This is a genomic window from Paracoccus sp. J56, from assembly GCF_019633685.1.
GTDB lineage: Bacteria > Pseudomonadota > Alphaproteobacteria > Rhodobacterales > Rhodobacteraceae > Paracoccus > Paracoccus kondratievae.
On sequence record NZ_JAFL01000018.1, the window covers coordinates 1 to 13,224 of the forward strand.

Genomic DNA, 13,224 nt, shown 5'->3' on the forward strand with positions numbered 1-13,224 from the left:
GCCAGCCCCGCCATCATCTTCGCGAAGATGCCTTTGTCGCTCCAACGCTTCCAGCGGTTGTAGAGCGTCTTATGTGGGCCGTACGCACTTGGTGCGTCGCGCCACCTTAAACCATTGCGATTGACGAAGATAATGCCACTCAGCACGCGTCGATCGTCAACGCGAGGTTTGCCATGGGACTTCGGGAAGAAGGGCTCCAGGCGCGCCATCTGCGCATCCGTCAGCCAGAAAAGATCAGACATGTTCACCGCTCGATTTTCGAACCGTGAATCACGCCGACAAGCGTAAATCAATGGGTCCTGACCCTAAGCCATGGCAGGCAAAGCTTGTGGAGGGCAGCTGAGACGATAGCCAGCGGAGATCCCGTCTTTCGGATGACCGAGGAAAAATTTTCCTCGAATCCTGATCTTGACGGCAAAACCGGTGGTTTTTGACAACGAGAGAGCTGATTGGTATCAGCGGGGAATATCGCTTGTGGAACCACAATTTTGACGTGCGTCTCGGCGCCGCCCATAAACCACCGTTTGTGTCAATGCCTTTCCGACAAACAATCGCCCTGCAACACGAGGAATAGGTTCTTCCTTATGTTTTCCAGTGCATTTCGATGAATGCGGGGATAACAATGGAGACCCCAACCGATGATCATCGGCTACGCACGCGTTTCGACAGACGATCAACGCCTCGACATGCAGTTGGCTGCCCTCAAGGATGCAGGCTGTGACAAGCTCTTCCAGGATCACGGCGCTACGGGCTCGAACATGGACAGGCCCGGACTGGAGAAGGTTCTGCGGGCGCTGAAGCCCGGCGATACGCTGGTGGTCTGGAGGCTCGACCGGCTGGGGCGGTCCCTGACCGATCTGGTGAGGTTCATCGAGGAACTCGGCGAAAGGGGATGTGAGTTCAGATCCTTCAACGAAGCGATCGACACCAGCACGTCAGGTGGGCGGTTGATCTTTCATATCATGGCCGCCTTTGCCGAGTTCGAGCGCAATCTCATCAGTGAACGTACACGGGCCGGGTTGATTGCAGCGCGTCAACGCGGACGGCGTCTCGGCAGGCCGCCGATTGCCCTGAGCGATTGTGATCTGTCCGAAGCACGGCGTGCGCTGGTGGAAAGAAGGGAAAGGCTCGGGGAGATTGCCGCCCGCTATCGGGTTTCGCCCAGCACCCTGCGCCGCCGCCTGAGCGCAGAAGGGCAGGAAAGGCGCGAACCATCCCAGAGACCCCGCAATGGGGCGGGCAGAGCGCGGCCTGTCCAACGTCGCAGTGCAGTAGTGCAAAAGCTCATGGGCAGCACATTTACTGCCTCCAGAATCTCTTGTTGGAACCCCCGAAAAACAGCAGTGATTGCGCCCGCAGGCCTGAATCTGCTGCTGCATGCCTGTCCCGCAGTTCGCCCGTCCGTAGGTATATTTGAGACATCAGAGCTTGAAGTTGATCTGAAGGAACCTGAAGCCGTTATGAGTATTCCGTTCCCTCAGATGCAAGGTGGTATCGGCCTGACAACAAGCTGCACTTCCGGGGTGACCATGCTTCCTGTTTTTCACGGTCATGCTGCTCTCGGTACGGCGGGCTTTCAAATAGGTGGCCTCGATTATCACAGTATTCTTTTCGCCATGTTCAGCAGCGAGCTTGGCCATGCCACGAGATGGTGCTGTTTTAGTGCCAGCGCTTCCACCATCGGCGATAGGGTGTCTTGTGAGTCCCATAGGCCGCAGGAGCGTGATCTGAGGGGCTGTGGAGACGAAGGATTACACAACTGCTCCTGAGTGGGGGCGGCATCATGACCGTGTCGGCACCGCCGCGACGTTCAATCCGCGCGCCTGCATGGGCAGGACGGCGGCGCTATTGCCGACATGCCCATGGACGACCTGACTCTGGATCGAAATGATGGAGGTCTGCATGGTCATCACTCGGCGGCGCTCTCGCTGATCGCAGTTTCGGCAGGTCGTTTGCGGGGAAGCTGTCCGTTCAGCACCATGTACGCGATTAGGCCGATCACCAGCCCCCAGAACGCGCCTCCGACCCCGAGCATGTTGATGTTGGCGGCCGAAGCGAGGAACGTAATGAGCGCCGCTTCGCGCGATGCCGGTTCCGCCATGGCCCCCGCGAGGCTGCCGCCGATGGTCCCGAGCAGCGCGAGGCCCGCGAGCGTGGTGATGAACGTCGCGGGGAACGCCATGAAGACCGCCGCAAGGGTCACGCCGAACACGCCGACCAGCACATAGAAACAGCCCGCCGCGATACCAGCGATCCACCGCTTCGATGGGTTTTCATGCGCTTCGCGGCCTGTGGCGATGGCGGCCGTGATGGCGGCGATGTTGAATGCATGGGAGCCGAAAGGGGCCATGACAAGCGAGCCAAGGCCGGTCGTGGTCACGATAGGGTTGGCGCTCGTCTTGAACCCGTCGTTCCGCAGCACCAGCATGCCGGGCATATACTGTCCGGTCAGCGTGATGAGGAACAAGGGCAGCGCGACGCTCAAGGCCGCGTTCAATGTAAACTCCGGCATGGTGAAGATCGGCATGGCGAGGTTCAATTGCAGGCCGGACAGATCAACACGGCCCTGCGCAAGCAGGAAGACAAGGCCGATCACCAGGATGCCGACCACGGCGTAGCGTGCAGAAAAGCGTTTCAGCACGACATAGGCGACGACGAGCAGGCCGACCAGAACCGGATCGACGCTCGCGCCGCCAAACGCCCCTATGCCGAATTGCAGCAGGATGCCCGCAAGCAGGCCCGAGGCGATGCCGGGCGGGATCAATCGGATGACTTTCTCAAAATATCCCGACATGCCGAGCAGAACGAAGGCAGCAGCGGAGATGATGTAGGCCCCGACTGCTTCCGCATAGGACGTGGCTGCAAGCGCCGTGACAAGAAAGGCGGCGGCTGGCGTTGACCACGCCGTGATGATCGGCTCGCGGTAGCGCCAGCTCAAGAAAAGCCCGGTCAGGCCGACACCAATCGAAACCGACCATACCCATGATGCCGTCAATTCCGGGCTAAGGCCCGCAACCTGCGCGGCTTGGAAGACAAGAATGAAAGTCCCGCCATAGTTGACGATGACGGAAATCAGCCCTGCGACGATGGGATGGGTAAGATCATTCAACCGGATGGGCGATGGTGACGGACTGGACGACATGGTTCCGGGGGTTCTCCAAAGACAGGGCACGAGGCCGCGAACATGCCTTGACATTTAGCCGGCCAATGGCCTGATGTTCCCCGCCAATTATTTCCAGAGGATCAGACCATTTGTTCAGGCACTCGCAGCTCGAATCCGTGAAGGCATGGCTCGCCCATCCTGCCCATGCGGCGATGCCGCTCCATGCGCGGATACAGCGGGCGATCCGGCAACTGATCCTTGACGGCGCAATTGGCCCCGGAAAGGCGCTTCCAGCCTCTCGCGCGCTTGCGGCATCGCTGGGCGTTTCGCGCGACACGATAGAATCCGCCTATGCGCAGCTTCATGCCGAGGGCTTCATTGAACGGCGCGTCGGCAGCGGCAGCTTCGTGGCGGAAATGACGGAGTTCACACCCGGACACCGGCGCTCCAAGCGCGACGCTCTCATGCGCAATCAAGCGCCAAACCTAAGTAAGCGCGGCGACGCCACGTTCCGCAGCGGTGGTGTGCGTGAGATACTGATGCCGCGCCCCTTCGCACCCGGAGTGCCGGATACGCGCAGCTTTCCCCTCCCGCTTTGGGAACGGCTGGAGCGACAGGTATTGAAGGAAACCGGCACGTTGGCCCTGCTGCATGGCGATCCGCAGGGGGCCGAGCCGCTGCGCCGGGCTATCGCCGACTATGTGAACCTCGAACGCGGGGCGCGCGCCACTGCCGACCGCGTGCTGGTGCTGACCAGTTCGCAACAGGCAATGACGCTCTGCGCGAACATGCTGCTCGATCCCGGTGATCGCATTTTCATCGAAGACCCGGCCTATTACGGCGCACGCAAGGCGTTCGACGCAGCGGGGCTGGAATGCGTGCCCGTTCGGGTGGACCGGCAGGGGATTATGGTCGAGCCGATCCTGGACGATCCCCGCCATGCCAAGGCTGTTTCGTTGACCCCCTCCCACCAGTTCCCGACCGGCGTGACACTGGCGCTGGATCGCAGGCTGGCGCTGATCCAATGGGCGGCCCGGAATCAGGCGTGGATCATCGAGGATGATTATGACAGCGAGTTCCATTATGCGGGCAAGCCCACGGCCTGCGTGCAGGGTCTCGATCCGCATGACCGGACCATTTATATTGGCACCTTCACCAAATCCCTCTTTCCGGGGTTACGGATCGGCTATGTCATACTGCCGCCGCCGCTGGTGAAACCGATGACGGTCGCCCGCACATTGCTCGACGGTCACACCGCCTCCATGGCGCAACTGGTGCTGGCGCGATTTATGGAAGGCGGGCATTTCGGCGCGCATGTTCGCGCTATGCGCGGCATCTATGCGCAACGGCTTGATGTGCTTTCTAGCTTGGTCCGCAAACACCTTTCCGATTTTGTCGAACCTCGTATTCCTATCGGTGGTTTGCAGATGCCTTGCGTTCTGACCTGCGACATTCCCGAGCGCGTGGCCGTGGATGCCGCGCGCCGTGTCGGCGTGGAGTTGTTGGGACTGTCGCCGTTACATGCCACGGGCGGCGGCAAGGCCGGTTTCCTGATGGGCTTTGCCGCCTACACGCCGGCAGAGCTTGAGGTTGCGGTTAGAAAACTGGCGAACGCACTCCAGTCGGTGAGGATGCCTACCTGAATGGTCTGGATATGATCCCGTAAATGGTTGGGAATATCAGACCACTCTCATGATAGGGACCGGCGGACCGGCTGCCGCATGATGCCCATGTGGTTAGCCGCTCCCTGCCTGAACCTTGAAGGAGATAAGCGATGGCAACATCGACAGCCGAAGCCCCAGGCCAGCCCCTTGCGGAAGGAAGTGTTGGAAGCAGCAGTCTGTCGGGTGGGGACAGCACCGTATTCGCGGCCATTAACGACGAACGGGACCGCCAGCGCAACTGCATCGAACTTATTGCCTCGGAGAATTTTGTCAGTCCCGCCGTTCTGGAAGCGCAAGGCTCGATCCTCACCAACAAATATGCCGAAGGCTATCCGCATCGGCGCTATTATGGCGGCTGCGCCAATGTCGATGTGGTGGAAGACCTCGCCATAGAGCGCCTGAACCAGCTTTTCGGCAGCACTTATGCGAATGTGCAACCGCACTCGGGAAGCCAAGCCAATCAGGCGGTATTCCTTGCGCTGTTGACACCCGGCGATACGATCCTTGGCCTCGACCTCAAGGCGGGCGGCCATCTGACGCATGGCGCTGCGGTCAACCTGTCGGGCCGATGGTTCAATGTCGTCAGCTATGGCGTGGACCCCGAAAGCCATCTGATCGACATGGATCAGGTGGCCGAGCTGGCGCGGACGCATCGCCCGAAATTGTTGATCGCTGGTGGATCGGCCTATCCGCGCACGCTGGATTTTGCCCGCTTCCGCCAGATCGCCGACGAAGTGGGGGCAATCCTTATGGTCGATATGGCGCACTTCGCGGGTTTGGTGGCCGGTGACGCCTATCCGTCGCCAATACCCTTTGCCGATGTCGTCACCTCAACCACGCACAAGACGTTGCGCGGGCCACGCGGCGGGTTCCTCCTGACCAATGATGCCGAGATTGCGAAGAAGATCAATTCAGCGACCTTTCCCGGTCTGCAAGGCGGTCCGCTCATGCACGTCATCGCAGCGAAGGCTGTGGCGTTCGGCGAGGCGCTTCAACCCTCGTTCAAGACCTATTCGCGGCGCGTGGTCGAGAATTGCCGCGTCCTCGCGCAAACCTTGACCGATGGCGGGCTGGCGATCACCACGGGCGGAACCGACTGCCATCTGGCGGTGGTCGATCTGCGTCCTCTCGGCGTCACCGGCAATATCGCCGAAAAGGCGCTGGAATCTGTCGGCATCACGCTCAACAAGAACGCGATACCGAATGACCCCGAAATGCCCATGGTAACATCGGGCATCCGGGTCGGCAGCGCGGCAGGAACTTCACGCGGCTTCGGACCGGAAGAATACAGGCAGATCGCCGCTCTGATGCTCGACACGCTGCGCGCCGTTCGCGGGGGGACGCTCGAAGCCGAGCGAGAACGGATCGGCGGGCTTGTGCGCGGCCTCGTCGGTCGCTTTCCGCTGCCCTACTGACCGCCATGATGCGGGAGCCTGTTCGGATATGACAGCATCGTTGAAACTCGATCTTTCGTCGGAAGACATAGCACGCTTCGGGGACGATCCCGCTCGCGCCTTTGCCGCCAACCTGCAAGATGTGCAGGAACGCATTGCCGCCACCTGCCTGCGCAGCGGCCGCCAGCCCGAAGATGTGCGGCTTCTGCCCGTCACCAAGACGGTTCCCGCCCATATCCTGCGCTTCGCCTTTGCGGCGGGAATCTCTGATTTCGGGGAAAACAAGCTGCAAGAGGCGCGCGACAAGCAGGCAGCACTTGCCGATCTTGCGATCCGCTGGAGCATCATCGGCCACCTCCAGACCAACAAGGTGAAATATCTCGTCCGCTTCGCATCGGAGTTTCACGCTCTCGATAGCTTCCGGCTAGCCGAGGAACTGAACCGCCGCCTCGATGCACAAGGGCGCGACCTTGACGTGTTCGTGCAGGTGAACACCTCCGGCGAGGCCAGCAAATACGGCTTGCGCCCTGACGATCTGACCGCGTTTGTGGAACGCTTGCCGGAATATCCCCGGCTGAAACCTCGCGGCCTGATGACACTGGCAGTTTTTAGCGCGGATACCGAACGGGTGCGCCCCTGCTTCCGGTTGCTGCGCGCTCTGCGGGACAAGACCATGGCCGTTCATCCCGGCTTGACGCAGCTATCCATGGGCATGTCAGGGGATTATGAGGTTGCCATCGAAGAAGGTGCTGATGTCGTGCGTGTCGGTCAGGCCATATTCGGCCCGCGTCCGACCGATGATGCCTTCTACTGGCCCGGCGCGATTTCGCCCTCATCGCCCTATGCCCCAACTGCCACGACACTGATCCGCCCTGCACGACGCCCATGACCTCGCGGCCGAGATGGCGGTCGATAACCAGCCGCCACGGAACAAGGATGCAGGCTGTGACAAGCTCTTCCAGGATCACGGCGCTACGGGCTCGAACATGGACAGGCCCGGACTGGAGAAGGTTCTGCGCGCGCTGAAGCCCGGCGATACGCTGGTGGTCTGGAGGCTCGACCGGCTGGGGCGGTCCCTGACCGATCTGGTGAGGTTCATTGAGGAACTCGGCGAAAGGGGATGTGAGTTCAGATCCCTCAACGAAGCGATCGACACCAGCACGTCAGGTGGGCGGTTAATCTTTCATATCATGGCCGCCTTTGCCGAGTTCGAGCGCAATCTCATCAGTGAACGTACACGGGCCGGGTTGATTGCAGCGCGTCAGCGATTCAATCGGACTGTCGGCGGAAATGGTCCAGCGGTACTGCCGCCACGAGGACACGAAGGCCGACGCTCACACCATTCTGAGGGATTATCGTGAACGCAAACGGTAAAACTTCGCAAAACTGGACAGCAGAAGCCCAAGGAAAACAGCGCCGCATGAGGGGAATAATAAAGTGCAGGATTCTGTTGCCAGGCTCCTGCGGGCCCCGCCTTACGCTGCTAGGCGCAAGGGCTTAAGTTTCGGTTACCCGAGCTGCTTACGCAGCCAGAGCGACCGGAGCACGGTTGTCGTTGGCAACTGTACTTTTTGCACCGATAACGGTGGTAGCTCACCGAGACAAAGCAACAGCTTTAGACGTTCGTCGATCCTGTTTCGGCCCCAGATGCCCCCAACGAGGGTTTTTGGTGGAGCCGCCGGGTACCGCCCCCGGGTCCGATCCGCTTATTACCTGCGCGTTTATGCCCATAGCCCGGGCGAACCCGAGCAGGCGGAATATAGGCGCGGCCCAGCAGACACGCAAGGGAGCGGATGTCAGGGAGATGGGGCCGACCGCCGCTGCATACCTGACTGGCCGGTATTACCACATAGGGAGGAACACGTGCCGGTGAGTTCCGTGCTGAGGAAATCGACCGTCGTCCACACGGGCACCCATCTGTGGCGTGATCCCGCTCACATCGTCCGGGATCCCATCCCGCGTTTACGTCGAACGTGTGGGTGATGCGCGCGGCCAGGATGCGCTGACCGGTCTATCGCCACGCGTGCGGGGAACATTCTGCAAAATCACCGCTTGGGCGGCGGTTATTTGGCTTGTTCCCGCGCGGTAGCTGATGCGCCCTGCCGGGGCAGAGCGCATCAGGCGGCGATCAGAAGCCGGCCTTGATTTTTTCGAACTCTTGCAGCTGACGCTCGCGCTGCTGGGGATCGTTCGGGGTTTGCGAAAGAATCGGGGCGTCGACGGGCGAAAGCCCCTCTTGCACCGCAGGCTCGTCCTTGATCGTCTCCATGGCGACGTTGGAGGTGTGGCCATAGCCGATCGTGTCAAGCAGGCCCTTGCCTGCCTCGGGTGCCAGCCAAGCGTTGATAAAGTCATAGGCCTTGTCTTCCTTGCCCGGCCCGTTCTTGAGGTTGATGAACCCGCAGAAGAAGGTCGAGCTGCCTTCTTTGGCCGCACGCTGGAAACCGACCGGGAAGCCGTCGTTTTCCAGCAGAACCACCGCGTCGTTCCAGGACCAGGCCACATCTACCGCGCCCGATGCCATCAGCTGTGCCTGTTCGGCCGGATCGGCCCAATAGGCGGCGACGTTCTGATGGGCCTGACGCAGCCAGTCGGCGGCCGCCTTGAACTGTTCATCCGTCACCTGCGTCCAATCCGTGGTGCCGGTGGCGAGATAGGCCAGCGCCCAGGTATCGTCGGCCGAATCGGGCAGCGAGGTGCGGCCCTGATATTTCGGGTCGATAAAGACGTTCAGGCTGGCGACATCCTCGGCCGGGACGGTGTCCTTGTTATAGGCGATGGCGGTCGCACCCCAGTCGGTCGGGATGTACCAGACGCCCTGATCGTCCTTGAAGATCGGAGAATTCAGGAACTTCGCGTCGATGGTCTCGAACGCAGGGATCTTCGAGACGTCCCAGGGCTCGATCAGGCCGGCATCACGGTATTTCGACACCATCTGCGAGCAGGGGTGGGCGACATCCGCCTTGAAGCCGGACGAGAGCTTTTGATAGGCCTCGTCATCATCGCCGTAAAAGGCGAAGGTCGGGCTGTCGCCATGCTGGTCGATATAGCCCTGAAAGATCACCGGCTCTTCGAACCCGGCCCAGTCAAAGACCGTCAGTTCAGGATCGGCGGCCCATGCAGCGGTCAGGCTGGAACTGGCCAGCGCAAGGGCAAGGGCGGGGAAGCGGAGAGGTTTCATGTCGGAGCTTTCCTTGAGGCACTCTGGCTTGACGCTAGCCGCCTCACGCCAAGCTCGCAAGCATGACAGAGCCTACCAGCGGCCCGAGGCCCCGCCACCGCGCGATGAGCCGCCGCCAAAGCCCGGGGACCCGCCCGAGAGGCTGCGATAGCCCGGTGTCCGCTCGCTGCGCAGCACGGTGCCGGTCGGTCCATACCAGACGGTCTGCGGGCGCAGACGCTCACGGTTTTCGGACCAGCCGCAGGCCGGGCACCGCCGCGTCACGGTTTCATGCGAGACCATATGCCCGCCTTCCGGCAGCGGGGTCTCAAGGGGGGTGGCCTGTGTCTCCAGTCCACGCCGGCGGCATTGCGGGCAGCGATTGCGCCGCCATGCCTGCCGCGCAATGCCGCCAAGGATCACAAGCCACGCCCCGCCGAACAACAGTGGCACGATGCGGTCGACAATGCTTGTTTTCGGGGCGCGGACCGGCTGTCCTGCCGCTGTCGGTCGGGCGATCAGGTCGATTGCTGCCAGGGTGCCTTCGCGGATGCCGCGCGACATTTGCCCGTCACGAAAGGCAGGCAGCATGGTGTTGCGCATGATTTCCTGGGCAAGGATGTCGGCGTCGTTTTCATAGCTGCGTCCCAGCTCGATCCGCGCTTCGCGGTTTTCAGACAGCACCAGCACCATGAAGCCGTCGTTGCGGGTCGCGTCGCCGACGCCCCAATGGTTGAAAAGCCGGGTGGTAAAGGCTTCAAGCCCGTCCGTGCCGCCGTAGCGGGCGCGGTCAGGCAGGGTGACGACCGTGCCCTCGACCCCGGTTTGATCGCGCAGGGCGGTCAGCGCCTCATCAAGCGCCCGGGCATCCTCGGGTGTCAAAAGCCCGGCAAAGTCGTTGATCTGCGGGTCCTGCCAGTCAGGCAGCGTTTGCGCCCCGGCGGGTGTCAGCATCGCAAGCCAGAGGGCCGCCATCATCCATGCTGCCACCAGAAAAAGGCGCGGCCTGCGTTCGGAGGTAAGCGTCCGATCCGGCATCCGCGCGCCCCTCATTCCGGCAGGATCTCGGGTCCGCCGGTGATCTGCGGGTCGGGCTGGCCAATCAGTCGATCGTCACGGCCCCTGAACTCGACCGACCGCAGGATGGTCTGGATTGCGGCAATCCGGGCGCGGCGTTTGTCATCGGCGCGGATTACTGTCCAGGGCGCGATGCCTGAGTGACTGCGCAGCAGCGTGTCGCGGATCGCCGCGCTGTAATCGTCCCATTTCGCCAGCCCGTCGACGTCAATCGAGCTGAGCTTCCATTGCTTCAGCGGATCACGCTCGCGCGCCAGGAAACGGCGCAGCTGCTCGGCCCGGCCAACCTCGAGCCACAGTTTGACCAGGATAACCCCGTCATCGACCAGCATGTTTTCAAACAGCGGCAGTTGGCGAAAGAAGGTCTCGCGTTGCGCATTCGAGCTGAAGCCAAAGACTTTTTCGACCACACCGCGGTTGTACCAGCTGCGGTCGAAAAGCGCGATCTCGCCCCGGGCGGGCAGCCAATCGACATAGCGCTGGAAATACCACTCATCCGCCTCGCGCTCGTTGGGTTTCGGCAGCGCGACGATATAGGCTGAGCGCGGGTTCAGGTTCTCGCGCACGCGCTCGATCGTGCCGCCCTTGCCGGCAGCGTCGCGCCCCTCGAACAGCACGATCATGCGCTTGCCCTCGCGGATGACGTCATGCATCAGCCGCACGAGCTGCAATTGCAGCCCGGCCATCTGTTCATCATAGTCCTTGCCCTTCATTTCCTCGGGGTAAGGATATGATGGGTCAAGCACCTGTTTGTCCTTGCCTGCCGCGATGGCCTTGCGCAGCGCGGCGGGGGCGTCCTTTTCCAGATAGCGCGTGATGGCGCCGACGAAAGGCAGGTCCGGCAGATTGTCATTTGCGTCTTTGCCGTTCCGTGTCATGGGATCATGCCTCGCCGATGCGGTTCAGGTCAAAATAGGTCGTCTGATAGATCTCGTTGATCCAGTTACCGTAAAGCAGATGCGCATGGCTGCGCCAGCGGTTCATCGGTGCCTGCGACGGGTCGTCGTCGGGGTAGTAATTCACCGGCACGTCGATCGGCTTGCCTGCCGCGACGTCGCGGTCGTATTCGTCCTTCAGCGTCGTGCTGTCATATTCAAAGTGGTTAAAGACATAGAGCGCGCGATGCGCCGCATCCTCGATCAGGCAGGGCCCGACCTGATCTGATGCGATCAGCGTCTTTAGCCCCGACCTTGCATCGACGTCGGCCTGGCTTACCTCGGTCCAGCGGCTGACAGGGACCAGCACATCATCGGAAAAGCCCCGCAGATAGGGGCTGGCCGGCGCAAGGTTGCGGTGGCGGAAACAGCCAAAGGCCTTTTCCTGCAATATGTGTTTCGGCAGCCGGTTAAAGTGCCATGCCATCGCCATGCCGCCCCAGCAGACGCCAAAGGTCGAATGCACATGGGTCTGGGTCCAGTCAAAGACCCGCTTCAACTCATCCCAATAGGTGACTTCTTCAAAGGGCAGGTGCTCGACCGGCGCGCCAGTGATGATCAGGCCATCGAATTTTTCGCCCGTCGCCTCGACCTCGCAAAAGCGGCGGTAGAAGGCTGCCATGTGATCAGCGGCGGTGTTGCGGCTTTCATGATCCGACATGCGGATCAACTGAAAGTCGATCTGCAGCGGCGTCGCGCCGATCAGCCGGGCGAACTGGTTCTCGGTCTGGATCTTTTTCGGCATCAGGTTCAGCAGCCCGATGCGCAGGGGCCGGATATCCTGGGTCGCGGCCCGGCCCGGCGACATGACCATGACGCCTTCGTTCGACAGGATGTCAAAGGCAGGCAGGTCATTAGGCAGGGTGATGGGCATCATGCGTCCTTTCAGTCGGTGACTGTCTTTCGATCGCCTGGCCGATCAGGGCGATCAGATCCTCCGGGGTTTTTACGGTCGCGACCTCTTCGGCCAGCAGCGTCACGCCGCGCCGGGCCATGGCCTCGTAACGGGGCTGGCGATGCGCAAGCGCCCGGGCATAGGTCCAGCGGATAAAGTCGTCGGGGTTGACCTGATCCTCGCGCAGGCCCTTTTCGACCCGGTAATCGGTCCAGGCGCGGTCAAGGAACGCGGGCTGGTAATACATCGGTTTCGGCGCGCGGTCGAAGCGGCGTACCAGTTCCTCGGTATGCGCGTCCGAACCCTTGATCCAGATCAGCAGCAACTCCCGTTCCAGCGCATCAAGCACCGGGTCGCCATCAGCGAACGGCTCCACCACTTCGCAGACCGAGCCGCCAGAGTCGCAAACGAAATGCTCAAGCCCATAGATTTCTTCGGCACGGCGGATGAAATGCCCGGTGTCCAGCAATGCCGCGATCTCGGCGGCGCGGTGCTGGGCCTGGCGGCGCATGTATTCTTCGAACTCAAGTCCGCCGCGGGTGACGCTGCCCGGTTTGCCCAGATAGGTCGACAGCGGCGCAAGGTTCTCGAAGGTGATGTTCGAGGCGATATAGACCGAATCCGACAGCAGCAATTCGCGCAGAAAGGGGACCTTCATCGCCTCGCGCTTGAAGTTGTCGGCAATAAGCTCGCCCATGTAGCGGGTGCCGATGCGGTAATCGACCGAATAGTGGAACCAGTCACCCGAGGCGCGCAGCATCGAGGCAAGGAAAGTCTTGCCCAGACCCGACATGCCAAAGAACAGCACGCGCTTTTTCGGGGCGGCCAGCCATTCGGCTTTGGTCTGGTACAGCATGGGCCTTCCTTTTGCTGGGCTTGGCGATAGTTAGTCCCCCAAGGGGCCGAGGAAAAGGGGGCCGTGCAAGCTGGCCCTGATCCTGCGGCGGGGGTGCCGCACAGACCTGCGGCCTGTCACCTGCTGGCGGGCTCAGCGCG

The 13,224-nt window shown here is 61.5% G+C and carries 11 protein-coding genes, 1 other RNA gene and 3 pseudogenes; 5 read left to right on the forward strand and 10 right to left on the reverse strand.

Features of this window, described 5'->3' with window-relative positions; genetic code table 11:
• On the reverse strand, nt 1-242 hold a 242-nt coding region (locus tag M511_RS13415; protein WP_139824588.1), incomplete at its 3' end, for a transposase.
• A 396-nt stretch (nt 243-638) separates the two neighbouring features.
• On the opposite strand from M511_RS13415, the gene M511_RS19665 reads away from it, so the two are divergent.
• Nucleotides 639-1,769: a recombinase family protein gene (locus M511_RS19665; protein ID WP_441339021.1), complete on the forward strand. Its 1,131-nt coding sequence runs from the start codon at nt 639-641 to the stop codon at nt 1,767-1,769.
• Nucleotides 1,770-1,790: 21 nt separating this feature from the next.
• On the opposite strand, the pseudogene M511_RS13430 reads toward M511_RS19665, so the two are convergent.
• Together M511_RS13430 and M511_RS13435 are read right to left on the reverse strand one after the other, a co-directional pair.
• Nucleotides 1,791-1,910: pseudogene (locus M511_RS13430) on the reverse strand (pyridoxal kinase); the annotation flags it as partial.
• Entirely contained in the window at nt 1,910-3,142 is a 1,233-nt protein-coding gene (locus M511_RS13435; protein ID WP_085502453.1) for a benzoate/H(+) symporter BenE family transporter, read from the reverse strand. The pseudogene M511_RS13430 and the gene M511_RS13435, both read right to left, overlap by 1 nt.
• Before the next feature lie 110 nt (nt 3,143-3,252).
• Here M511_RS13435 and pdxR point away from each other — a divergent pair, with 110 nt between their 5' ends.
• The 3 genes from pdxR (at nt 3,253) to M511_RS13450 (ending at nt 7,050) form a co-directional block, all read left to right on the forward strand.
• Nucleotides 3,253-4,746, forward strand: coding sequence for a MocR-like pyridoxine biosynthesis transcription factor PdxR (gene pdxR / locus M511_RS13440; protein WP_085502454.1), 1,494 nt, complete (start codon nt 3,253-3,255; stop codon nt 4,744-4,746).
• 131 nt (nt 4,747-4,877) lie between these two features.
• Nucleotides 4,878-6,182, forward strand: coding sequence for a serine hydroxymethyltransferase (glyA, locus tag M511_RS13445; protein WP_085502455.1), 1,305 nt, complete (start codon nt 4,878-4,880; stop codon nt 6,180-6,182).
• A 28-nt stretch (nt 6,183-6,210) separates the two neighbouring features.
• The gene (locus M511_RS13450) at nt 6,211-7,050 is read left to right on the forward strand and encodes a YggS family pyridoxal phosphate-dependent enzyme (protein ID WP_085502456.1); all 840 of its coding nucleotides are present in this window, start codon (nt 6,211-6,213) and stop codon (nt 7,048-7,050) included.
• Here M511_RS13450 and M511_RS19670 read toward each other — a convergent pair.
• Nucleotides 7,001-7,246, reverse strand: a pseudogene (locus M511_RS19670) (DUF3363 domain-containing protein); the annotation flags it as partial. The gene M511_RS13450 and the pseudogene M511_RS19670 sit on opposite strands and share 50 nt — an antisense overlap.
• Between M511_RS19670 and M511_RS13455 the strand changes: the two are divergent.
• Nucleotides 7,130-7,522: pseudogene (locus tag M511_RS13455) on the forward strand (recombinase family protein); the annotation flags it as partial. The pseudogenes M511_RS19670 and M511_RS13455 sit on opposite strands and share 117 nt — an antisense overlap.
• A 75-nt stretch (nt 7,523-7,597) precedes the next feature.
• Here the strand turns inward: M511_RS13455 and ssrA are convergent.
• The 6 genes from ssrA to M511_RS13485 form a co-directional block, all read right to left on the reverse strand.
• Nucleotides 7,598-7,950, reverse strand: a transfer-messenger RNA (tmRNA) gene (gene ssrA / locus M511_RS13460).
• A 339-nt stretch (nt 7,951-8,289) separates the two neighbouring features.
• A complete protein-coding gene (locus tag M511_RS13465; RefSeq protein WP_010397961.1) occupies nt 8,290-9,342 on the reverse strand; it encodes an ABC transporter substrate-binding protein in 1,053 nt (350 codons plus the stop codon).
• Between the two features lie 72 nt (nt 9,343-9,414).
• Nucleotides 9,415-10,359, reverse strand: coding sequence for a TPM domain-containing protein (locus M511_RS13470; RefSeq protein WP_085502458.1), 945 nt, complete (start codon nt 10,357-10,359; stop codon nt 9,415-9,417).
• An 11-nt stretch (nt 10,360-10,370) separates the two neighbouring features.
• Nucleotides 10,371-11,276 carry a polyphosphate kinase 2 gene (gene ppk2 / locus M511_RS13475; RefSeq protein WP_010397965.1) on the reverse strand — a complete coding sequence of 302 codons (906 nt, stop codon included), beginning with the start codon at nt 11,274-11,276 and terminating at the stop codon, nt 10,371-10,373.
• A gap of 4 nt (nt 11,277-11,280) precedes the next feature.
• Nucleotides 11,281-12,207: a homoserine O-succinyltransferase gene (locus M511_RS13480; RefSeq protein WP_010397967.1), complete on the reverse strand. Its 927-nt coding sequence runs from the start codon at nt 12,205-12,207 to the stop codon at nt 11,281-11,283.
• The gene (locus M511_RS13485; RefSeq protein ID WP_085502459.1) at nt 12,188-13,084 is read right to left on the reverse strand and encodes an ATPase; all 897 of its coding nucleotides are present in this window, start codon (nt 13,082-13,084) and stop codon (nt 12,188-12,190) included. Before M511_RS13485 ends, M511_RS13480 begins: the two co-directional genes overlap by 20 nt.
• Between the last annotated feature and the right edge of the window lie 140 nt (nt 13,085-13,224).

Coding starts and splice junctions, on each gene's coding strand:
- M511_RS19665 (WP_441339021.1), top strand. CDS start 639: ATGATCATCGGCTACGCACGCGTTTCGACAGACGATCAACGCCTCGAC.
- M511_RS13435 (WP_085502453.1), bottom strand. CDS start 3,142: ATGTCGTCCAGTCCGTCACCATCGCCCATCCGGTTGAATGATCTTACC.
- glyA (WP_085502455.1), top strand. CDS start 4,878: ATGGCAACATCGACAGCCGAAGCCCCAGGCCAGCCCCTTGCGGAAGGA.
- M511_RS13450 (WP_085502456.1), top strand. CDS start 6,211: ATGACAGCATCGTTGAAACTCGATCTTTCGTCGGAAGACATAGCACGC.
- M511_RS13465 (WP_010397961.1), bottom strand. CDS start 9,342: ATGAAACCTCTCCGCTTCCCCGCCCTTGCCCTTGCGCTGGCCAGTTCC.
- M511_RS13470 (WP_085502458.1), bottom strand. CDS start 10,359: ATGCCGGATCGGACGCTTACCTCCGAACGCAGGCCGCGCCTTTTTCTG.
- ppk2 (WP_010397965.1), bottom strand. CDS start 11,276: ATGACACGGAACGGCAAAGACGCAAATGACAATCTGCCGGACCTGCCT.
- M511_RS13480 (WP_010397967.1), bottom strand. CDS start 12,207: ATGCCCATCACCCTGCCTAATGACCTGCCTGCCTTTGACATCCTGTCG.
- M511_RS13485 (WP_085502459.1), bottom strand. CDS start 13,084: ATGCTGTACCAGACCAAAGCCGAATGGCTGGCCGCCCCGAAAAAGCGC.